This is a genomic window from Mycobacterium sp. NGS26, from assembly GCF_059813025.1.
Window position 1 is genome coordinate 259995 of record NZ_JCALDU010000008.1, and the last position, 20303, is coordinate 280297.

Annotated in this window: 21 protein-coding genes; 7 read left to right on the forward strand and 14 right to left on the reverse strand. The window is 70.5% G+C overall.

The window, feature by feature from the left end; translation table 11 throughout:
• Positions 1-20: 20 nt before the first annotated feature.
• The 3 genes from AC5Y6X_RS23990 to AC5Y6X_RS24000 all read right to left on the reverse strand — a co-directional run bounded on the left by AC5Y6X_RS23990 (position 21) and on the right by AC5Y6X_RS24000 (position 4952).
• A complete protein-coding gene (locus tag AC5Y6X_RS23990; protein ID WP_499989620.1) occupies positions 21-1448 on the reverse strand; it encodes a DUF7159 family protein in 1428 nt (475 codons plus the stop codon).
• A 159-nt stretch (positions 1449-1607) separates the two neighbouring features.
• Positions 1608-3560: an Hsp70 family protein gene (locus AC5Y6X_RS23995; RefSeq protein ID WP_499989621.1), complete on the reverse strand. Its 1953-nt coding sequence runs from the start codon at positions 3558-3560 to the stop codon at positions 1608-1610.
• A gap of 165 nt (positions 3561-3725) precedes the next feature.
• Positions 3726-4952: a hypothetical protein gene (locus AC5Y6X_RS24000; RefSeq protein ID WP_499989622.1), complete on the reverse strand. Its 1227-nt coding sequence runs from the start codon at positions 4950-4952 to the stop codon at positions 3726-3728.
• Between the two features lie 38 nt (positions 4953-4990).
• On the opposite strand from AC5Y6X_RS24000, the gene AC5Y6X_RS24005 reads away from it, so the two are divergent.
• Together AC5Y6X_RS24005 and AC5Y6X_RS24010 are read left to right on the forward strand one after the other, a co-directional pair.
• Entirely contained in the window at positions 4991-5635 is a 645-nt protein-coding gene (locus AC5Y6X_RS24005; protein WP_499989623.1) for a TetR/AcrR family transcriptional regulator, read from the forward strand.
• Positions 5636-5718: 83 nt separating this feature from the next.
• On the forward strand, positions 5719-6210 hold the full coding sequence (locus AC5Y6X_RS24010) for a nuclear transport factor 2 family protein (protein ID WP_499989690.1): 492 nt from the start codon (positions 5719-5721) through the stop codon (positions 6208-6210).
• 6 nt (positions 6211-6216) lie between these two features.
• On the opposite strand, the gene AC5Y6X_RS24015 is transcribed toward AC5Y6X_RS24010, so the two are convergent.
• Entirely contained in the window at positions 6217-6870 is a 654-nt protein-coding gene (locus AC5Y6X_RS24015) for a L,D-transpeptidase family protein (RefSeq protein WP_499989624.1), read from the reverse strand.
• 316 nt (positions 6871-7186) lie between these two features.
• On the opposite strand from AC5Y6X_RS24015, the gene AC5Y6X_RS24020 reads away from it, so the two are divergent.
• Positions 7187-7669 carry a hypothetical protein gene (locus tag AC5Y6X_RS24020; RefSeq protein ID WP_499989625.1) on the forward strand — a complete coding sequence of 161 codons (483 nt, stop codon included), beginning with the start codon at positions 7187-7189 and terminating at the stop codon, positions 7667-7669.
• 1 nt (position 7670) lies between these two features.
• On the opposite strand, the gene AC5Y6X_RS24025 is transcribed toward AC5Y6X_RS24020, so the two are convergent.
• On the reverse strand, positions 7671-7958 hold the full coding sequence (locus AC5Y6X_RS24025; RefSeq protein WP_499989626.1) for a hypothetical protein: 288 nt from the start codon (positions 7956-7958) through the stop codon (positions 7671-7673).
• A gap of 65 nt (positions 7959-8023) precedes the next feature.
• On the opposite strand from AC5Y6X_RS24025, the gene bluB reads away from it, so the two are divergent.
• From bluB to stf0, 3 genes are all read left to right on the forward strand, one after another.
• On the forward strand, positions 8024-8695 hold the full coding sequence (gene bluB / locus AC5Y6X_RS24030) for a 5,6-dimethylbenzimidazole synthase (protein WP_499989627.1): 672 nt from the start codon (positions 8024-8026) through the stop codon (positions 8693-8695).
• 73 nt (positions 8696-8768) lie between these two features.
• On the forward strand, positions 8769-10160 hold the full coding sequence (locus tag AC5Y6X_RS24035; RefSeq protein WP_499989628.1) for a sulfatase family protein: 1392 nt from the start codon (positions 8769-8771) through the stop codon (positions 10158-10160).
• A gap of 77 nt (positions 10161-10237) precedes the next feature.
• Positions 10238-11035 (forward strand): trehalose 2-sulfotransferase, encoded by a 798-nt coding sequence (gene stf0, locus AC5Y6X_RS24040; protein ID WP_499989629.1) that lies wholly within the window; start codon positions 10238-10240, stop codon positions 11033-11035.
• Here stf0 and AC5Y6X_RS24045 read toward each other — a convergent pair.
• Entirely contained in the window at positions 11024-11809 is a 786-nt protein-coding gene (locus AC5Y6X_RS24045) for a trans-aconitate 2-methyltransferase (RefSeq protein WP_499989630.1), read from the reverse strand. The genes stf0 and AC5Y6X_RS24045 overlap by 12 nt on opposite strands.
• A gap of 123 nt (positions 11810-11932) precedes the next feature.
• Here AC5Y6X_RS24045 and AC5Y6X_RS24050 point away from each other — a divergent pair, with 123 nt between their 5' ends.
• Positions 11933-13135 carry an alpha/beta hydrolase family protein gene (locus tag AC5Y6X_RS24050; RefSeq protein WP_499989631.1) on the forward strand — a complete coding sequence of 401 codons (1203 nt, stop codon included), beginning with the start codon at positions 11933-11935 and terminating at the stop codon, positions 13133-13135.
• On the opposite strand, the gene eccE is transcribed toward AC5Y6X_RS24050, so the two are convergent.
• The 8 genes from eccE to AC5Y6X_RS24090 all read right to left on the reverse strand — a co-directional run bounded on the left by eccE (position 13091) and on the right by AC5Y6X_RS24090 (position 20303).
• Entirely contained in the window at positions 13091-14062 is a 972-nt protein-coding gene (eccE, locus tag AC5Y6X_RS24055; protein WP_499989691.1) for a type VII secretion protein EccE, read from the reverse strand. The genes AC5Y6X_RS24050 and eccE overlap by 45 nt on opposite strands.
• A gap of 14 nt (positions 14063-14076) precedes the next feature.
• Entirely contained in the window at positions 14077-15462 is a 1386-nt protein-coding gene (gene mycP / locus AC5Y6X_RS24060) for a type VII secretion-associated serine protease mycosin (protein WP_499989632.1), read from the reverse strand.
• Positions 15459-16865: a type VII secretion integral membrane protein EccD gene (gene eccD, locus AC5Y6X_RS24065; protein ID WP_499989692.1), complete on the reverse strand. Its 1407-nt coding sequence runs from the start codon at positions 16863-16865 to the stop codon at positions 15459-15461. The genes mycP and eccD overlap by 4 nt, the downstream gene beginning before the upstream one ends.
• Before the next feature lie 68 nt (positions 16866-16933).
• Complete coding sequence (locus tag AC5Y6X_RS24070) at positions 16934-17830, reverse strand: ESX secretion-associated protein EspG (protein ID WP_499989633.1); 897 nt, start codon at positions 17828-17830, stop codon at positions 16934-16936.
• A gap of 10 nt (positions 17831-17840) precedes the next feature.
• Positions 17841-18131, reverse strand: coding sequence for a WXG100 family type VII secretion target (locus tag AC5Y6X_RS24075; RefSeq protein WP_324682210.1), 291 nt, complete (start codon positions 18129-18131; stop codon positions 17841-17843).
• A 31-nt stretch (positions 18132-18162) separates the two neighbouring features.
• Positions 18163-18456, reverse strand: a complete 294-nt coding sequence (locus AC5Y6X_RS24080; RefSeq protein ID WP_499989634.1) for a WXG100 family type VII secretion target — start codon at positions 18454-18456, stop codon at positions 18163-18165.
• A 57-nt stretch (positions 18457-18513) separates the two neighbouring features.
• On the reverse strand, positions 18514-19992 hold the full coding sequence (locus AC5Y6X_RS24085) for a PPE family protein (protein WP_499989635.1): 1479 nt from the start codon (positions 19990-19992) through the stop codon (positions 18514-18516).
• Between the two features lie 2 nt (positions 19993-19994).
• Positions 19995-20303: a PE family protein gene (locus AC5Y6X_RS24090; RefSeq protein WP_499989636.1), complete on the reverse strand. Its 309-nt coding sequence runs from the start codon at positions 20301-20303 to the stop codon at positions 19995-19997.

The following is a 20303-nucleotide window of genomic DNA, read 5'->3' on the forward strand; positions in this document are numbered from 1 at the left end:
CACGGACGGTCCGCGCGGGCCTACGGCGGCGGGGCGGGCGGCGGCGGCGGGTTGATCGGAATGGGGACCGTGACGAACGGCAGATGCAGGTACATCGTCAGCGGCGGCCGGGCCGGCTGGTACTGCGGGGGCGGCGCCGGCGGCGGCGTGTACTGCGGGGGCGGCGGCGTGTACTGCGGGGGCGCCGCGTACTGCGGCTGCGGCGACGGCACGGCGGCCGGTGCCTGCGGCGCGGGGGCCGGCGCGGCCTCCGGGGCCCGCTGCGACGGTGTGCGACGGGGCGGTGGCGTGTTCACCACGGTGTGCGGCGCCGGCTCCGCCGTCGGCGGCGGGGCCGGGGCGGCCACCTCGGGCGCGGGCGGCGGGGCGGCCACGGCGGGCGGCGGCGAGGGGCTGGGCGCGGGCGCCTGCGCCTCGGGCGGCGTGCTGGGCGCCCGGGCCGGTGGCTGCTGTGGCGCGGCGCTCACGCGGGGCTTCTGTTGCAGGGCCGTCGTCGGCCCGTCGGACGGCAGCGACACCAGCACCACCCCGGCCGCGGCGGCGCCGATCGCGACCAGCGCGCCGGCGGCCAGGACCATGGGCGCGCGCCGCTGTCGCGGCTCGCTGACCGCGGTGTCGTCGACGGCGCTGTAGGCCAGCGCCCCGATTCCGGAGTTGCCGGTGATGTCGAGGTAGGTCGGGCTCAGCGCGCCGGGATTCAGCTCTCCGGTGCCCGGGTCCAGCGCATACGCCAGGGCGGCCGTCGACGACGCGAACAACGGCGCATTCGCCGACGCCAGCGCCGCGCCGCGGGCCAGCGCCATGTCCGGCTCCTCGGGCGCGGTCACGGGCAGTGGGGTCGCCGCCTCGAGCGCGGCCTTGATTCCGACGATGTCGACGCCGCAGCCGACGATGAAGACGCCGTCCGCCCGCACTCGCGTCGCGTCCAGGCCGGCGACCATCGCCGCCAGCTCGGCCGCGACGGCGGCCTCCCGGCCCGGTGCGCCGGCTCCGGTCAGGGTCCGTCGGTGCAGCTCGACGAGGGAGCCGTCGGCAATCTCGACGACGGCCAGCGTCGCGCTGTCGGGCTCGACGAAGACCATCGCGATGTGCTCGTAGTCGATCGCGGCACCCACCGTCTGCGCCAACGCGGCCGCGGCGAGCAGCGGGGAGACCAGCATGACGCCGCCGATGTCGCAGCGGGCGAGCGCATCGCGCAGCCCGGCGGCCTCGGCCGGGTCCGTCCAGGTCACACCCGTCGATGCCAACCGGTAGCCGCCCTCGGCCGCGGCTTCGCGGGTCCCGACGATCGCGCCGATCACCTGGTCGGCCGCCCCGGAGGCCGAGCCCTGCCCGGCAACCACCTCGAAGGTGTCCTCTTCGACCGTTACGCCGTCGGCGTCCTGGCCCTCGATCAGGACCATGCGGACCGTCGTGGGAGCCATCGACACCCCGAGAACGAAATCCAAACCGCGCCTCCCAATCCTCCTATGCCTCTTCAGAGGGCATTTTCGGGGGGCATCGCCAAGACACGCCCCCAGCCCGGAATGGGGCTGCTTCAACGCTACTCCCGTGCTGCCGGGTGCGCCGCTGGAGTGATTGGGCTCAAAGAGCCTTGCTAGGTCCTGTTAGTAGCCGGGGGTCAGGTACGGATTCTGGACGGTGCCGTCGCCCGGGTACTGCGGATATTGGGGATACTGCGGATACTGCGGAGGATATTGCGAATACTGCGGCCCCTGTGGTGCCTGCGGGGTCTGCGGCGCCTGGTTCGCCGGGACCGGAACCGGGATCGGCACCGGTAGCAGCGGAACGTGGATCCACTCCGTGGTCATCGGCACCGTCGTGGTTGTGGTGGTGGTCGTCGGCGTTGTCGTGCTGGGCGGCGGGGGTGTCGTCGTCGGCGTGGTGGTCGGGGGCTGGGTCGTGGTCGGCGGCTGGGTCGTCGTCGGCGGTGGCGCGGGACGGTGCGTCGTGACGACCGGCGGTTCCGGCGTCGTCACGACCACCGGTGGTGGGGGCGGTGACGACGGTGGCGGCGGCGGAGGCGGCGGCGGCACGGTGGTGGGCACCGGTTGCGCGCTGGGCGGCGGCGGCACCGCCGTGGGCGGCGGGGGAAGCGGGCTCGGCACCACCGAGGGCGGTTGCGTCGGAACCGGCGCGACGCTGGGCGCGGGGGGCGCCTGCCGGTGTTCGAGGCCCGTCAGCGAGTACGCCACACCGCCGACCGCGGTCATGGCCACCAGGGCGCTCATCCCGACGATCAACTGGGACAGCCGGAAACGTCGCCAGGCCCGTTCCCTGGGCGGCGGCTCGATCACGTTGAGGCGCATCGACCATCCCGACGGCCCGTCCTCGTCGTAGGCGGCGGGGCTGTACGGCAACCGAACGTCGCCGGGGTATTCGGTTTGCGACCACGCCAACTCGCGATCCGTCATCGCGTCGTGATCGATCACCAGCACGTCGCTGGCCGGGTGATCGAGGACGTCGCCGCCGGCGGTCGCGGTGAGCAGGCCGATGGACGTGCGCGTGCGGATGTCCAACGCCTCGCCGCGGGAGGCCAGCATCAACGCGCCGGCCGCGGCCGCGAACGCGGGCTGCGACGGCGTGACGACCGGCCTGCGCGAGTGCACCGAAAGACGCTCGGTGACAAGCGGAATGCTGGCACCGCCGCCGACGGTGACAACCGCCGACAGGTCCGTCCAGCTCTTGTGCTGGCGGGCCAGCATCTTGTCGAGCGCGTAGATGAACCCGGTGAGCCGATCCTGGATCAGGTCCCCCAGCTCGTCTCGGGTCAGCCGCAGGGTGCACCGGCGGCCGCCGAGCTCGGCGGCGAATTCGACTGCGGTGTCGGTGGATAACTGTTCCTTGGCCGCGCGGCACTGCTCCCTGAGCTGGCCGAGCTGGCCGACGGCCGCGGTGCTGGCGGGGTCGATGCCGCTGCCGTGCCCGAGTTCCTCGAACACGAGGAGCATCAGCGCCTGGTCGATCTCGTCACCGGAGAACTCTGCGAAACGCAATGTGGGACTGACGGCCTCGAAGTCTCCGGCGAGGTTCACCAGTGTCGCGGAGGTGCCCGAGCCGCCGAAATCGAGCAGTCCGACCACGCCGGTGGCGGCCAGGCACAGCTCGGCGTTCGCGGCGGTCAGCGACGCGATCGTGTCCGACACCAGGCGAGGAGCCATGCCGCTGCGCACGAAACCCAGATGCGTCCGCAACCCGTCGCGCAGCGCCTGCACGGTGCCGGGCTTCCAGTGCGTGGGAACGGCGATCGAGATCTCCGACGAGGCCGCGTCCGCGCCGGCGGCGAGCACCATGGCGTCCAGGGCCTCGACCAGCAGGAGGTCCGGGTCGTGAGCCGATCCGTCGGGTGACACCAGCGCCACCGAATCCCCGACGCGCTCCACGAAGCCGCTCATCAGCACGCCCGGCTCCGTCAGGTTTGGATTTTCGTCGGGCAAGCCGATTTTCGGCGCGCAATGCGGATATAACGTAAGCACAGCACGGCGCGAAACCGGTGGACTTCCGTTACTCGCTGCGACCAGGTTCGTGGTCCCGATCGACAACCCAAGCGGGTCGTACATAGATCGAAAACTTTCGTCTATAGGGGTCGGTGGCCAGCGTCAACCATATCCGTGGACACGCTCAAAGCAGATGGGTTGCAATGCCATTGGTATACGGCCGATGCGGTTGTGTCACCGAAGCGGTACCAAAAACCCCTTGACAAAACGCGTCGCGGCGCTTCGGGTTCACACCACGGTCAGCGGCAGCGAACGCCTCGGCTCGAATTGGAACGACGATCCGCGACTGACTTTGGCGACCGATACCTCTGGCAGTTCGTCCGCCGGCGTATCGGTTTCGACCACCTTCGCAACCCAGTCGGTGCTCGTGCCGCAAACCTCAACCGCGAGCCGCGGATTCACGGCGGTGACGATCGCCTGTAGCGGCTGCACGGATTCGGGTGAGCACAGCGAGATCCACGCGCGATCGTCGTGGGCCGGCGAGGCGTGCACGGCCAGGCGGTCGCCGTCGATCTCCGCCACCACGTAGCCCGCGGGGTTCAGCAGCGGGTGCAGCCCGAAAACCCGCATCGCGCCTTCTATTCCGTCGGGCAGTTCCAGCGCGCGGTGAATCCGTTCGGCGGCCAGCCCGGCGAGGCCGATCAGGCCGCGGGTGCCCACCGAGACGGCCTCGGCATCGGCGGCGGCGCGTTTGCGCACCGCGATCGCGAACGACAGGTACAGCAGGTGCATCTGCAGGCAGACCTCGTCGGCCATCCGGACCAGCGCCGAGTGCGAGAACGCGCCGAAGTCGAAATCGGAGAGCAGCGGACCGGAGTAGTCCGGCTGACCCTGCCCGGATCGGTCGATGGGGTCGAGTTCCCATGTCGCAGCGCGGGTTTGACGAACGATGTCCAGCGCCGGAATGCTTTCGGCCTCCGGATAGGACTCGTCGATGATCACCGTCCACGCGCAGTGCGGATGGCGGTCCGCGGGTTGGCGCGGCGGCCGGTGGATGGGGCGCATCTGCGCGCGCGGGTTGGTCGCCACGGCGGTGGCGTCGAACGTCGGATCCTCGATGGTGTGGCACATCCCGAAGACGTACTCCTCGCCCATCGGCTCCACGTCGAGCAGGGCGCCGCAGTGGTCGAGCTGGAATTCGCCGTGCCAGCGGTCGTGGATGGTGTACCGGAAATCCATGAATTGCGGCGGTGCGCCGATGTCGAGTTGCAGGCCCTTGAAGATGGTGGGCACGTCGTCGCCCTCGAAGTTCAGGGCCCGCTGCATGCGCTTGGTGTAGATCGGGCTGGCGCCCGCCCACTCCTCGATGGCGATCTGCACCATCTCCTCGTGGCCGAACTCCTTGATGCACCAGGCCATGCCGGAGCGGTCGATCATGTGCCCGATCAGGAGCAGTTCGGGGACCAGGATGGCCAGCTGCTCGCGCGACAGTTGAGCGTATCGGGATCGGCTCACCGCCCAAAAATAGACTCGACTATGTTATAAAGTCAACAATGTCCATTGTTGCAGGCCAGACGTCCGGGCGCCCCGTCGGCCCGACCCGGCGCACCAGCGCGCCCCGCAAGCGCGGCGACGACACCCGGGCGCGAATCATCGACGAGACGGTGCGCTGCATCGTGGAGGAGGGGTTCGCCGCGGCCACCGCCAAGCACGTGGCCGAGCGCGCGGGCGTGACGTGGGGGGTCATCCAGTACCACTTCGGTGACCGCCACGGCCTGCTGATGGCCGTCGTCGACGACGGTGTCGACAGGCTGATCGAGAGCCTGTCGTCGGCCGACGTGAGCGAACTGCCGCTGCGCGAGCGCATCGAGGTCGTCGTCGACACCGCCTGGAGCTGCTACAGCAGCCCGACCTCGATGGCGGCCTTCGAAATCCTGCGGGTCACCCGCGGCGGCCCCGGCGAGTCCTCGCGGCGCCACCTGCTCGAAATGAACTCCGCGATCGGCGAGCTGGGCCGGCTGATCACCGAGGATCCGGCGAATGCCGTTGTGGCCGAGGTTATCTGGGCCGCGCTGCGGGGCGTGGTGCTGGCGCAGATGATCACCGGGACGGCGATCGACTGGAGCCTGGAGCGACGCGCCCTGATCGACATGGTCACCGGCTACCTGTCCGACGGTCAGGGCTACCGCGACACGTAAACCACGCACACAACACGCCGTGGAACGTGACCGTGGCTTCAGTCTGGGCGATGCGTCGATGCGGCCGCAGCCGACCGATACCCATGTGCTGCAATGACCGGATGACCCCTCAAGACTTCGCCGACATCGAAGCGATCAAGCAAGTCAAGTACCGCTACCTGCGCGCGCTGGACACCAAACACTGGGACGACTTCGCCGACACCCTGGCCGACGACATCAAGGCCGACTACGGCCCGTCGATCGGCAACGAACTGCACTTCACCAACCGCGCCGACCTGGTCGAGTACATGCGTACGTCGCTTCCCCTCAACGTCATCACCGAGCACCGGGTGACCCACCCGGAGATCATCGTGGACGGCGACACCGCAACGGGCAGTTGGTATCTGCAGGACCGCGTCATCGTCGCCGACCTCAACTTCATGCTGATCGGTGCCGCCTTCTACCGCGACACCTACCGGCGCACCGACGACGGTTGGAAGATCAGCGGAACCGGTTACGACAGAACCTACGACGCGACGATGTCGTTGGCGGGCATGGACTTCAAGATCAAACCGGGCCGCGCCGTCGCGACCTAGCGGCGGCTACTTCGTAATCGCGATCACCGCGCCGGGCCGCAGCCATTTCATGATCGACACCAGCTGCGCGTCGTCGATGGCCACGCAACCCTCCGTCGGCGCACCGTCGGTGGTGTGGAAGAAGAACGCGGCGCCGCCGCCGGGAACCTTGTTCTTGTTGACCCCCATCACGACCGCGTGCTTGTACTGCGGGATTTGCAGGTTCTCACTCTCCGCCGTGTTGAACGGGCACTGCGCCTTCTGACAGACCTGCATGGTGTTGAACGTGGGGCTGTGGTCGTCGCCGCTCCACCAGTGATTCGGCCCGACCTGGGTATACGGCAGTCCAGTACCGGGATTCGGCGCCGTGCCGAAGGCGGAGTCGAGGGTGTACACGCCCATCGGGGTGGCCGGAACCCCGCTCTTGGCCTGGGGCGCCATGCCCGCCGAACCGACGTGGGTGGGAATGCCGGTCCGCAGTGCCTGCCAGCCGGTGGCGGTGCGCTGGTAGATGTCCATCGTCGCGTTCGAACCGCCGGTGCTCACCACCGAAACCACTTGCGTGGCATTGCCAACCGAGTTCGCAAACCAGGGGGTGGCCGCGCCGCTCACCGGCGCGAGCAACACGGACACGAAGATCGCGCATGCCGCGGCGCACAGCAAAGCGAGCAGTCGGCGCATGGAGTCAATCGTCAGCTGACGACATCCTTGGGGTCAAGTAAAGCTTTAGCTCCAGTTGGGTCACCGCGCCGTGACCAAACGGTCGAGGGCCGAAACACCAACGGGCGCAACGGGGGTGTGAAGGTGCGGCTTTGAGTGTGAAGCTACGGCTTCGGCAGTGAAGCTACGGCGTGTATCCGGCGATTTCTCCGCCCTGGCTTCACTGCCAACGCCCTGGTGTAACTGCCAACGCCCTGGCTTCACTGCCAACGCCCTGGCTGCACAGTCAACGCTCGCGAAGTGGCCGGCCCCCCGGCATCCCGGGGATACTGGGGTCATGGCGGTCTTTGTCCGAAGGTTGTTCGGCATCGGCAAGCTACCCGACGACCTGCACGCTCAGGTCGAGGCGGAGGGCCTGATCTACCTCGCCGACTACGTCGCCGTGACCCGGCGGTTCAGCGGCGTCATCCCGGGCGCGCGGGTGCCGCACAGCGTCGCCAGCTACACCGGATCGCTGGTCTTCACCGCGGAGCGGGTGCTGGCGACGCTGTCGATGCTGCCCAAGCTTGCCGGCCCGACCGTCGACGTGCGCTGGGACGCGCCCCAGACCGGCGCGGCCAGGGCCGAGATCTCGCCGACCGGGTTGCAGGTCGATCTCGACGTCGCCGAGGTCGACCCGAAGTTCAGCGGCGAGCTGTCGCTGCACTACAAGGCCGCCATCCCCGAGGATGTGCTGGACAAGCTGCCGCTGCGGTCGCTGGCCTTCGACATGCCGGCCGACTACGTCTTCCGCGCCGTCGGCGTCACCTACAGCCCGTGAGTCAGCCCGTGATCGTTATCCGCGGCCAGGGCGGCTGCCGCAGCACCGCCAGGCAGCCGATCACCGCCGCCAGCAGGCCGGTGACCACGCCGATCAGCGCCATCCGGTTGGCGTCCACGGCCGGCACCCAGGACGCCTCGCCGCCGCGGATCACGAAGATTCCGACCGGTTTGGCCACCGGGATCACGGTCGCACCGTCGGCCGTCTGGTAGGGCTCGCCGTAGGCACCCGTGGCGCTGCCGTCGGTGGGCAGCTGCTCGAACGCCTCGAAATTGCGGGAAAGCTTCACGCGACACTCCCTTCGTCATGCACGCTCTGGAGCATTTTCCACCCCGGCATTCTTACGATGGCCGTGTGAGCGATCACGCATTCGATCCGCAGGAGCGGCGGGCCGTGTACCGGGTGATCTCCGAACGCCGCGACATGCGCCGCTTCGTGCCGGGCGCCGTGGTGCCCGACGACGTGCTGGTGCGGTTGCTGCAGGCCGCCCACGCCGCGCCCAGCGTCGGCCTGATGCAGCCCTGGCGCTTCATCCGGATCACCGACGACCTGCTGCGCAGGCGCATCCACGCGCTGGTCGACGAGGAACGCCCGCGCACCGCCGCGGCCCTGGGCGAGCGGGGCGAGGAGTTCCTGGCGCTCAAGGTCGAGGGCATCCTGGACTGCGCCGAACTGTTCGTCGTCGCGCTGGGCGACGACCGCGGGCGACACGTCTTCGGACGGCGGACGCTGCCGCAGATGGACCTCGCGTCGGTGTCGTGCGCGATCCAGAACCTGTGGCTGGCCGCGCGGTCCGAAGGCCTCGGCATGGGCTGGGTGTCGCTGTTCGATCCGCGCCGGTTGGCGGCGCTGCTGGGCATGCCCGCCGGCGCCGAACCGGTGGCCATCCTGTGCCTGGGACCGGTGCCCGAGTTCCCGGAGCGCCCGGCGCTGGAACTCGACGGCTGGGCGGTTGCGCGGCCGCTATCGGAGTTCGTCTCCGAGAACCGCTGGGGCGAACCGGCGCGGGACGACGAGCCGGCGTGATGGGCCGACGCACACAGATGGCCCGCAGCGGGCTGCGGTATCGTCGCCGCCGGCCGGGCAGCGAGGTGAAGAAGTGACGGACACGGCGCGCGAGAACGTGCTGATCGTGCATTGGCACGACCTCGGACGCAATCTCGGCATCTACGGCAACCCCGACGTGTCGAGCCCACGCGTGGACCAGCTTGCCGCGGAGGGCATCCTGTTCACCCGGGCGCACGCCACCGCGCCGCTGTGCTCGCCATCCCGGGGATCGCTGTTCACCGGCCGCTACCCGCAGAGCAACGGGCTGGTCGGCCTGGCCCACCACGGCTGGGAGTACCGCAGCGGGGTCCGCACCCTTCCGCAAATATTGTCCGAGTCGGGTTGGTACTCAGCGCTTTTCGGTATGCAACACGAGACGTCCTATCCGAAACGCCTCGGCTTCGACGAGTTCGACGTGTCGAACTCCTACTGCGAATACGTGGTGGACAGGGTTGGGGAGTGGCTGCAGGACGGCCCGCCGGTGCTGTCCGAGCAACCGTTCCTGTTGTCGGCCGGGTTCTTTGAAACCCATCGGCCCTTCCCGCGGGACCGCTACGAACCGGCCGACAGCGAGGGCATCGAGCTGCCCGACTACCTGCCGGACACCCCGGAGGTGCGCCAGGATCTCGCGGATTTCTACGGGTCGGTCGCCACGGCGGACGCCGCGGTGGGCAAGATCCTGGACACGCTGGCCGAGACCGGGCTGGACGCCACCACCTGGGTGGTGTTCCTGACCGATCACGGGGCGGCGTTCCCGCGCGCCAAATCCACGCTGTACGACGCGGGGACCGGCATCGCCATGGTGATCCGCCCGCCCACCAACCGGAACATCGCACCGCGCGTCTACGACGAGCTGTTCAGCGGCGTCGACCTGGTCCCGACGCTGCTGGACCTGCTGGGCCTCGACGTCCCGGCCGAGGTCGAGGGCGTGTCGCACGCACACGCCCTGCTCACGGCGGACAACCACGCCGACCCGGTGCGCGACCACGTCTACACGATGAAGACCTACCACGACTCGTTCGATCCGATTCGCGCAATCCGCACAAAGGAATACAGCTACATCGAGAACTACGTGCCCCGGCCGTTGTTGGACCTGCCGTGGGACATCGAGGAAAGCCCGTCCGGCGTGGCCGTCGCGCCCTTCGTCAAGGCGCCGCGCCCGCAGCGCGAACTCTACGACCTGCGCGCCGATCCCACCGAGACGGTCAACCTGCTGGCCCGCGGCGGCACCCGGATGGAGGTGATCGCCGCCGATCTGGCTGTCCGCCTGCACGATTGGCGGCAACGGACCGGCGACGTCATTCCATCGGAGTTCGCCGGCACCCGCATCGCGCAGCGCTACACCGAGACGTATCTGCGGATCCATCGCACGACTCCCACCAGCCGCTCGGCGATCGCCGCCGACCGCGGCATCGACGAGGTGGCCGCGCCGTCCGAGCAATAGGCGTGCAATAGTTGCGTTCAGCGTGAAGCTAATTCACCGGCGGCCCCACCGAATGAATTGCGCGGTAGGCTCATCCGGTGTCCGCGACGTCCTACCTGGTTCTCGCCACGCAGCGCAGCGGCAGCACACTGCTCGTGGAATCGCTGCGCGCCACCGGATGCGCCGGGGAACCGCAGGAGTTCTTCCAATACCTGCCGACCACCGGAATGGCGCCCCAGCCCCGGCAGTGGTTCGCCGACACCGAGGACGAATCGATCCTGCGGCTGCTCGATCCGCTGGTGCCCGGCACGCCCGACCCCGCGACGCCGCTCGCCTGGCGCGAGCACATCCGTAGTTCCGGGCGCACGCCCAACGGGATCTGGGGCGGCAAGCTGATGTGGAATCAGACACCGCTGCTGCGGCAGCGGGCATCGCAGCTGCCCGACCGCTCCGGGGACACCCTGAGCGCGGCGATCCGCGACGTGATCGGCAGCGAACCGGTGTACGTGCACGTCTATCGGCCGGACGTGGTGTCGCAGGCGGTGTCGTTCTGGCGCGCCGTGCAGACCCGGGTGTGGCGGGGCAGGCCGGACCCCGAGCGCGACGAGCGGGCCGTCTACCACGCCGGCGCCATCGCGCACATCGTCAAGAACCTGCGCGGGCAGGAAAACAGCTGGCGCGCTTGGTTCGCCGAGGAAGCCATCGAACCGATCGACATCTCCTACCCGGTGCTGTGGCGCAACCTCACGTCGATCGTCGCCGACATCCTCGGCGCCCTCGGGCAGGACCCGAAGCTGGCTCCCCCGCCGATGCTGGAGCGCCAGGCCGACCAGCGCTCCGACGAGTGGGTCGACCGCTATCGGGAGGAGGCGGCGGCGCTGGGGTTACCCACCTGAGCGCTGCGCGCCGCCGACCTGGGCGACGATGAACACGCGGCGGAACGGGAAGATCGTCGTCCCGTCGGCCCGGGCCGGGTAGGCGTCGTCGAGCAGCGGGATGAGCTCGCTGCGGAATTGGTCCCAGCCCTCGTCGTCGAGGCGCTCGCGCACCGGGACCAGCGCGGTGCCGGTGATCCACTCCAGCACCGGATGCTCACCGGTCAGCTGGTGCAGGTAGGTGGTCTCCCAGACGTCGACCTTGCATCCGGCGTCCATCAGCAGGTTGGCGTAATGCGTTGGCGACTGGACGACGGCGCCGACGCGAAATGGTATGTCGCGCAGGGTTTTTGCGTAGTGTTCGCGACGCGCCACCGCCCGCACCGCGGCATGCGACGGTGTGTCGAAGTTGGCCGGGATCTGGGCGCCGATCCACGACCCGGGCGCCAGCTCACCGGTCCACCGGACCAGCACGTCGGCGTGTTCGGGCACCCAGTGCAGGGCGGCGTTGCTGATCACGACGTCGGTGTCGGGCTTGGGTTTCCAGTCCCGCAGGTCGCCGGTGGTGGCGTCGATGCCGCGTTCTCGCGCGGCCGCGACCATCTCCGGTGAGCTGTCCATCGCCTCGATCACCGCGCCGGGCCAGCGCTTGGACAGGTACTTGGTCAGGTGGCCGGGGCCGCAACCGAGGTCGACCACCCGGCGGGCGCGCTCGGCGCCCACCCGCGAAAGCAAGTCGTAGAAGGGGCGGCTGCGATGGTCGGCAAATGCCAGGTAGACGTCGGGATCCCACATGGCGGTCCTCCTGATCGATACCGTCGCCACTCCGCTGATAGACAAGACCGTATTACGCCGTGCGGTCCGCGCGCCGCCCGAGTGGGCCTCGGATTGCGCCGCGGCGGGATAGCATCGGCGTTCGTGACGCCCGAAACGGATCCGATCGATCCGCCCGTTCCGGTTCCCGACGTCCCCGGCGCCGACGTGGGTGCCGATGCCGACGGGTTGCCGCCGCGCTCGGCGCTGTCACCGCGTCAGCGCGTGGTCGTCGAGGCGTCCGCCGCCGGCGATCTCGCGCTGCGCACCTGGGTGGCGTCGGTGCTGGCCACCACGGTCGCGCCGGTGGTTCTCGCCGCGTCGGTGCGCCAGAGCGGGCCCGCCGGCGAGCGCGACAACCTGAAGTTCTACGCCGAGCTGGCGGCCGAGCACGATCCGGTGAAGTCGTTTCCGGCGCCCACCGAACTGCCGCGGGTGTCGTCGCGGCCGGCCAGTCGGCTCGCGGAGTGGATCGCCCGCGGCCGGGTGGACAACATCGCCTTTCCCAGCAGCTTCACCGCGATCAACCCCGCGATGCGCCGGCAATGGGGCGCGTGGGCGTCCAACAACACCGTGCGCGCGCAGCACTGGCGCCACGACGACGGGCCGCGTCCCACGCTGTGCGTCATCCACGGTTTCATGGGCTCGTCGTATCTGGCCAACGGGCGGTTCTTCTCCCTGCCGTGGTACTACCGGTCCGGCTATGACGTGCTGATGTACACGTTGCCGTTTCACGGTCGGCGGGCCGAAAGACTCTCCCCCTTCAGCGGATTCGGCTATTTCGCCGGCGGGCTCAGCGGATTCGCGGAGGCGATGGCCCAGGCCGTGCACGACTTCCGTTCCATCGTCGACTATTTGCGCCACACCGGTGTGGAACGCATTGCGCTGACCGGGATCTCGCTGGGCGGCTACACCTCGGCGCTGGTGGCCTCGGTCGAGGACCGGCTCGACGCCGTCATCCCCAACTGCCCGGTCATCACCCCGGCGACGATGTTCGACGAATGGTTTCCGGCCAACAAACTCGTCGGGCTGGGGCTACGGCTGTCCAGCATCGGCCGGGACGAGCTGACTGCCGGGCTGTCCTATCACTGCCCGCTGAACTACCGGCCGCTGGTGCCCCGGGAGCGTCGGATGATCATCACCGGACTCGGTGACCGGATGGCTCCGCCGGGCCAGGCCGAGATGCTCTGGCGGCATTGGGATCGCTGTGCGCTGCACTGGTTTCCGGGCAGTCACGTGCTGCACGTCAGCCAGCTCGACTACCTACGCCGGATGACCAGCTTCCTGCACGGTGTCATGTTCGAGTAGGCGCCAGTCCAGCCGCGCCAGCATGTCGGCGGGCGCATCCGTGTGCCCATCGAGTCGTCGCGTGGACAACGGGTCCAGCGCCGCCAGCGCCGGGCGGTGGTTTCCGCGTTGCGGCGTCAGCCCGGTCAGCGGCGCCCCGCGCTTCGGCGGGGTCTCGGTGCGAAACGCGCACGCGGCCGCGATCGTGACACCCGATGCACGGCCGGCGATCTCCAGCGCGGTGAATGTCTCGCGCGTCGGATACGACCGGATCGCCGCCAACGTCTCGGGCCACGCGCCGTCCACGCTGACCCGGTATGCGGCAACGTAATCCGAGTCGCCGCGCCGCACGCCGCGCCACGTCTCCCTAGCATTTGAATCGAGCAGCCGCGGCACGTCGTCGGCGTCGGCCAGACCTGCCTGCCAGCCGAGCTCGCGCAGATGGTCGGCGAGCCGGCGCACCGCGACCTCGGCCGTCTCGTGCAACGGGATTCGCGGCGAGCGCGCCTGCAGCGCCGTCAGGTTGTCGGCGGCCGATACCGTGAGCCCGATCCAGATCTCCCGGCGCGACACGTCGGAACCGTTGTCGCGGCTAATGATTCGGATCTTGTCGGCACGGATGCCGTAGCGGTCAAGATACCGGGCGAGCACCGGCAGCGGGAGCGCAGCCGAGTCGCCGGCCGGCGCCCCGACGCGCAGCAGCGCTGTGGTCTCGGTGGCGGGACTGGGTCGGGGCACGAATCCGGCTCGGCGCGCAAGGATCGCGAGCCGGCGACGCAGGATCGTGGTGAAGTACAGTCCCCGCCACCACCCGAACAACAGGACCACGACGGCGACGGCGATGCCGAGCAGCCATTGGTCGCGGGTGGAGTGCCAGGGGTAGGCCAGCGCCGCGGGCACAACGGCCAACGCCGCCAACGTGATTCGGCCGCTGCCTGGAGTCGGCATCGAGCGCAGCTGGCTCACGAGGTGGTCTCCTTTCGTCGGACGACCGCGGCGACGGCGGCGACGGCCGCGACAAGCAAGGCCAGCCCGGCGGTCCCGGCGAACGCGATGGCCCGTGGTGTGGTGTCCTTCGGCGCCGGCGCCGGCGGCACGGCCACCGGCTTCGCCGTCGCCGGCCCGTTGCCCGCGGGCAGCTCCCAGGTCAGGGCCGCCACCGGGTCGATGCTGCCGGCGCCCACCAGGTTGGACGGCGCCCGGGCGCCGTTGTGCGCGGTCGCGGTGATGCGGTGCACCACCTGGGTGGCCGGCAGATCGGGGTACTTGCTGCGGACCAGCGCCGCCACACCGGCGACGTAGCCGGCCGCGTAGCTGGTGCCGCTCAGCGCGACCTGCTGCTGGTGGTCGTCGGGCAGGCCGTTGGCCAGGCCGCCGCCGTCGCGGTTGCTCACCGACGCGATGTTCTCGCCCGGCGCCGCGATCCCCACCCACGGCCCGGCCACGGTGAATTTCGACGGCTGGCCGTCCGGCGTCAGCGAGGCCGCCGACAGCACGTACGGCTGCCACCACGACGGGATGGAGACCGACGCGACGCCGGCCCAGTTCCGCGGGTCGTTGGGGTGGCCGAGGTCGGTCAGCGGATTGGATTCGCACGACGTTCCGCCGCCCATGGACCCGGTCGCGCCGGTGTTGCCCGCGGCGGCCACGATCACCGCGTCCTTGTCCACGGCGGCATAGCGAATCGCCGCACCCAGCGCGGCCTGGTCGACGGGCCGGTCGGCGGGCAGGCAGGTGACGGTGGAGACGTCGATCACCCGGGCGCCCAGGTCGGCGGCGTGCACGATGGCGCGGCCCAGCGTCGCGACGTCGAAGGAGGCCCGCGCCATCATCGGGTCGCCGCCCGGGGTTCGCGGTGAGAATTTCGCCGACGTCACCCGCAGCGACAGCACCCGCGCCGCCGGGGCGACCCCCGAGAAGCCGTCCGCGCCGGCGGGCTGGCCGGCGACGATCCCGGCGACCAGGGTGCCGTGCCCGTCGCAGTCGGTCAGGCCGTCGGTCGTCTCCACGTAGTCGCCGCCGGGGTCGACGTTGGGCAGCCGCGGGCCCGGGCGCACCCCGGTGTCGATGACCGCAACCAGCTGGCCCTCGCCGCGGGAAAACTGCCACGCCGCAGGGAGATTCAGCATCGCCTGGCTGCGGGTCACCACACCGGGATCGGTGCCGGGCATGACACCGGAGACGGTGCAGGGGCCGCGCTGCTCCATCGGCTCCCCCGGGCCCGGGTTTCCGCTGGGCGGTTGCACGCCGGGGTCGACCGCCGGCGGACTGACCGCGAAGGCCGGCGGACAGGCCCACGCCACGGCGGCCAGGACCGCTGTGGCGCAGGCGAATCCGGAACGGATCATCGATTGAGTACCCAGCCGAACAGGCCCACCAGATACGCCATGACCGGGATCAGCGAGCCATCGAGGCCGGCGGCGGCGAAGCCCAGCAGCCGCCGCGCGGGCAGCGAATAGCTGTCCGGCGACGCGATGCGCGGGTTCAGCGCGACCACCACCCACGCGAGCATCAGCGCGGCGAGCGCCACCACCGCGCCCAGGGCGGCGCCGTAGCGTGCCGTCGCGGTGTAGAGCACCAACAGGGCACCGGCCACCAGGTACGGCTGGGCGAGCAGCCAGGCCTTGCACGCGGCCGAATCCCACACCCGGGCACGCAGGATGGACGCGACCGCCGTCGCCCCCACCACGTACCAGCCCACGCCGCTCAGCGCCTCCGGGCGCAGCGCGATCGCCACCGATCCCAGGACGCTGAGCAGCACCGCGCCCGCGATGAAACCGTTCTGGTGCGCGTCGCCGATGCGCACGCGCCGCGGGAAGTCCTCGAGCACCCGCAGCGACGGGGCCGACGGGGTGGGGTCGCCCGGCGCCGGGATGACCGGCAACGGGAAGCGTGCCCACACCGCGGACAGCTGAGCCGCCCTGACGGTGACCAGCAGGGCCGCCACGATCAGCCCGCAGCCGACGGTCAATATCGGTAATTGCCAGATCGATTCGGCACCGGCCGCGAGCAACACCCCGGCGCCCAGCACCGCCGTCGCGGTGAAGAAACCGACGCTTCGCTCGCGCTCGGCGCCGGGAACCAGCATGGCGATCAGGGACCAGGCGGTGACCCCGGCCGCGGCCAGCATCAGCTGTGCCGGCCCGAATTTCCCGGGCACCGCCAACGCCAGGGCCGCAGCGATCGGCACCAGCGCCGCGATCGACAGCGCCGTCCCGGCTCCCACCGAGCGCGGCCGGATCACCAGCCCGGCCAACGCCATGAGCGCGGCGATCGCGCCGACCGCGATCAGCCCGGCCGGCGCGCCGATCGCGACCCGGTAGGTGACGCCCAGGCCCGTCGCGGCGAAGGCCACGGCGATCACCGCGGCCAGCGCCCCGCGCTGGATATGCGCTGTGCCCCAGGGCTTCAGCCGGGAGGTCGAGAAGATCATGGCGGCGTCGGCGATGTCCTCGACGATGCCCGGCGCGGCCGGGCCGGCCGGCACCGGCTGCAACGCGAGCAGGTCTCCGTCCACGACTCCGACGGTGTCCAGGCTGGCGTCCAGGCTGAACGGCGCCCCGCCGACGGGGGCGAGGCTCAGCTGGGACGCGGCCCGGGTCCCGTCGGTGTCACCCGATTCGTCGTCCGGGGCGGCGGGAACCGCCAACCGCTGCACCGCGGGCAGGATTTCGCGCAGCGGCAATTCCGCGGGCAGCGCCATCTCCGTCAACCTGCTGTCCGCGAGGATGGCCACACGGACGATCGGCATAACGGTGCCGGCGGTCACCGGACCCTCGAAACATGCTGGGGCCGTTCCTGGGACATCGTGCTCTCTTTCTATCTGGTTGCCGAGTACTCGGGGGAAAGGTCTGCGGAAAAGTCTCGGGACAGCCGCTGGCCGGGAAACCAATGGCCGTCGGGCAGTTGGGCGGTCAGCTGTTCGACCGCGACGGCGATGGCGAACGGTGTCCCCGGGCTGAAGGTCGAAACCCATTCGCCGTCGAACGCGCGCGACGGGCTGACCAGCACGCGGCCCTCGGTGGTGTCGACGATGCTCATGCCGACCTCGGTGGTGGCGTGCTGTCCGTCGCGGCGGCAGCCGGCGACGATCTCGACGTAGCTGCGCGGGCCGGCGAACACCGACTCCACCATGCGCCGGGCCGATCCGGGAATGCCAAGGTAGTCAAGCACTTCCGGCAGTGGCGCGCCGGACCGCAGCCGCTCGTCGGCCCGGGCGCCGACCCGCGCCGGCAGGCTGAACTCCTCGAATCGGGCCGGCGGCCGCTGCGCGAGCCCGACGCCGAGGACCGGAACCAGGGCCCGGGGATCGTCGACGTCCATTGCGGTGAACGTGATCAGCTGCGCGCTGCGCAGCGCGACAACGGTTTTCGCGGGCCCACCCGCGGCGCCGGCGCGCTGCGCGACGACGCCGCGCAGCAGCTCGCCTGCCGACCCGATGAAGCGCAGGTCCAGCCACCGGTCCGGGAAGCACACCACCCGGATCCAATCGGCGACCGCCGGCTTGATGGCCCCGGTTTTGGAGCCGTCGTCGGACACCAGGCCCAACCGGGTCAGTTCGTCCTTCTGACGTTCGAAGAACGCGTCGCGCTGCGCGGCATCGCAATACGGCGTGGTGATCGCCAGCACCCACGGGAAGCTCCCGGCCCCAATGCTTTCCGCGATGAACCACGCGTGATCGACCGTCAGCTCGACGGCGTTGGGTTCGACGCTCATCCGGGCAGGGCTAACCGCCCCATTTGGCGGCTTCGGCGGTGTCACGGGCCAGCATGGCCAGCGTGTTGGATTCGTGCGTGGTCGACATCGCCTGGTAGGCGCGCACCAGGTCTTCCATGGCCTGGTTCCACTGGGCCTGCCAGGCCTGATACGTCATCCCGGTGTCGCCCTGCCAGGCGTTCTGCAGCGCGGCCTGTTCGGTGGCGATGTCGGCGCCCAGCCCCTGCAGCGTGCCGGCGTAGCCCGACATGTCCGCGGCGTGGGCCAGCATCGCCGGGTAGTTGTACATGATCTGTGACATCACAAGTCCTTTCGCGTGTTGGTCGGTGAGGTCAGAACCCGGTGTAGCTCGAGGCGGCCGCCGCGTCGGTGGCCACGTAGGTGCCCGCGGCGTCCCCGAGGTTGGCCTGGGCGATGTCGAGCAGGGTGTTCACCCGGGCCGCCGCCTCCACGAAGCGGGCGTGGGCGGCCTGGAACGCCATCGAGGCCTCGCCCTGGTGGAACGCCTGCGCCGACAGCGCCTCCTGCTCGGCCTGACTGATCGTGCTGCGCATCAGCGCCGTCTTGGCGCCGAACGCCGATTGCGCGGCCACCAACTGCGGAATGTGAGCATCCAACATACTCATACTGATCTCTCTCCCTTCGGATTTCGGTTACTGACTCCCACGCTGCTCACCGTCTCGTCAACCGTCGCGGGCCCCTCTCCCGGATTCACTCGGTGTCTCGTCGTCGTGATCCCAGCTTCCCGGCACCATCGGTGTCCGCGGGCCGCCGCCGTACTCGTCGCCGCCCAGCTGGGTCAGCCCCGTCGCCCGCGGCACCTCGTCCTTGTGCGCGGTGCCGGCGAATCCCAGCCTCCCGGCGCCGGTCCCGGACGCGATCGCGGCGGCGAGCTCCTCCTCGCCGTAGTCCGGTGGGACGCCGATGTCGGAGTCCATGTCCAGGAATTCGTCGCCGTACTCGCGCATCGCGGCCCGGCGGCGCCGCCGCGCCCGCGCCTCGGCGCGACTCGGCACCCCGGCGGCCGCCGCCGGGACGGTCGCGGCCGGTGCCTTGATGCCACCGCGGCCCCCCACCGTCGGCCCGAGGCCGGATTCGGGGTCGGCGCCGCCACCCACGATGTAGGCGAAGCTTCCGGTGGCCGCCGCCGGGGCCGGGGTTGCGGCCGCGGCGGAACTCGCGGCGGGCGTGGACGCCGGGGCCCCGGCGGGACTCGCTACCGGCGACGCCATGCCCGCCGCCGGAAGCACCTGAGAAGCCTTGGGCGCCAATGCCACCGGCGCTGCCCCCGCGGCGCCCTCCGCGACCGGCGCGATCTCGGGACCAACCAGCAGAAAATAGCCGATGCCGATGGCCAGCGGCAGCACGAACGGCGCGCTCAAGATCATGGCCCACGTCGGCCAGCCGAGCAGGTTGGTGACCACCTCGTAGGCGACGAAGAACAGCAGCGGGAAACCCCCCAGCGCCCCCGCCGGATTCGTCAGGAAGTTCTGCAGGAGCTTGACGAAATTCTGCACGACGTCCTGGAGGAATTTCATCAGCTGCCGCACCAGGTTCGACAGCCACGAGGTGGGGCTGTTTTGCGCGGCGGTGGCCGCGGCGTTGCCGGCCCTGCCGGCACCCGGATTCACCACGGTCGGTGCGGGCGCCGTTCTGGGCGCCGCCGCCAGCGCGCCTCCCGACGCGGCCTGATAGGTACCCATCGCGGTGGCGGCCTGAACCCACATCCGCGCGTAGTCCGCCTCGTTGACGGCGATCGGAATCGTGTTGACCCCAAAGAAATTCGTGGCCACCAACACGCCGTGGATCACGTGGTTGGCCGCCAGCTCCGGCAGCGTCGGCATGGTCGCCAGGGCGGCGGTGTAGGCCGCCGCCGCGACCTCGTGCTGCGCGGCCACCCCCGCGCTGTTGACGCTGGCCTGCTCCAGCCACGCCAGGTACGGCACGTGCGCGGTCACATACCGCTCGGCGCTCGGGCCCTGCCACGCCCCGGCCTGCACCGACCCCACCAGGCAGGTGAGTTCGGCCGCCGCCGAGGCGTATTCGGCGCTCAGCGACGTCCACGCGCCGGCGGCCGCCAAGAGCGGGCCCGGTCCCGGACCGGCGCTGAGCAACGCCGAGTGCACCTCGGGCGGCGAAGCCATCCAGATGGGCGCGGTCATCGTCAGGCGCCCGTGACCCCGTACGTAGCGGCCGCCGCGGTGTCACCCACGAGATAGCTCACCCCGGCCTCGCCCACGCCCACGCCGGCGCGGCCCAGCTCTTCGACGCCCTGCGCGGCGACGGCGCTGTGTTCCTGGCCCTGGGCGCTGAACCCGGCGGCCGTCTGCAGCGACACCGGGTCCACCGCCGGCGGCACCACCGCGGTGATCGCCGGCGCGGCCGCGGCGTGGGCCGCCGCCAGCTGCGCGGTCAGCGCCTCCACCGCCGCGCTCGCCGCCGCCAGTCCCTCGGGAACCACTCGCAACGTCAT

Excerpts from the sequence above, each read along its gene's own strand:
- AC5Y6X_RS23995 (WP_499989621.1), bottom strand. The coding sequence starts at position 3,560 with ATGTACGACCCGCTTGGGTTGTCGATCGGGACCACGAACCTGGTCGCA.
- AC5Y6X_RS24005 (WP_499989623.1), top strand. The coding sequence starts at position 4,991 with ATGTCCATTGTTGCAGGCCAGACGTCCGGGCGCCCCGTCGGCCCGACC.
- AC5Y6X_RS24010 (WP_499989690.1), top strand. The coding sequence starts at position 5,719 with ATGTGCTGCAATGACCGGATGACCCCTCAAGACTTCGCCGACATCGAA.
- AC5Y6X_RS24015 (WP_499989624.1), bottom strand. The coding sequence starts at position 6,870 with ATGCGCCGACTGCTCGCTTTGCTGTGCGCCGCGGCATGCGCGATCTTC.
- AC5Y6X_RS24020 (WP_499989625.1), top strand. The coding sequence starts at position 7,187 with ATGGCGGTCTTTGTCCGAAGGTTGTTCGGCATCGGCAAGCTACCCGAC.
- AC5Y6X_RS24045 (WP_499989630.1), bottom strand. The coding sequence starts at position 11,809 with ATGTGGGATCCCGACGTCTACCTGGCATTTGCCGACCATCGCAGCCGC.
- eccE (WP_499989691.1), bottom strand. The coding sequence starts at position 14,062 with ATGCCGACTCCAGGCAGCGGCCGAATCACGTTGGCGGCGTTGGCCGTT.
- mycP (WP_499989632.1), bottom strand. The coding sequence starts at position 15,462 with ATGATCCGTTCCGGATTCGCCTGCGCCACAGCGGTCCTGGCCGCCGTG.
- eccD (WP_499989692.1), bottom strand. The coding sequence starts at position 16,865 with ATGCCGATCGTCCGTGTGGCCATCCTCGCGGACAGCAGGTTGACGGAG.
- AC5Y6X_RS24070 (WP_499989633.1), bottom strand. The coding sequence starts at position 17,830 with ATGAGCGTCGAACCCAACGCCGTCGAGCTGACGGTCGATCACGCGTGG.
- AC5Y6X_RS24075 (WP_324682210.1), bottom strand. The coding sequence starts at position 18,131 with ATGTCACAGATCATGTACAACTACCCGGCGATGCTGGCCCACGCCGCG.
- AC5Y6X_RS24080 (WP_499989634.1), bottom strand. The coding sequence starts at position 18,456 with ATGAGTATGTTGGATGCTCACATTCCGCAGTTGGTGGCCGCGCAATCG.
- AC5Y6X_RS24085 (WP_499989635.1), bottom strand. The coding sequence starts at position 19,992 with ATGACCGCGCCCATCTGGATGGCTTCGCCGCCCGAGGTGCACTCGGCG.
- AC5Y6X_RS24090 (WP_499989636.1), bottom strand. The coding sequence starts at position 20,303 with ATGACGTTGCGAGTGGTTCCCGAGGGACTGGCGGCGGCGAGCGCGGCG.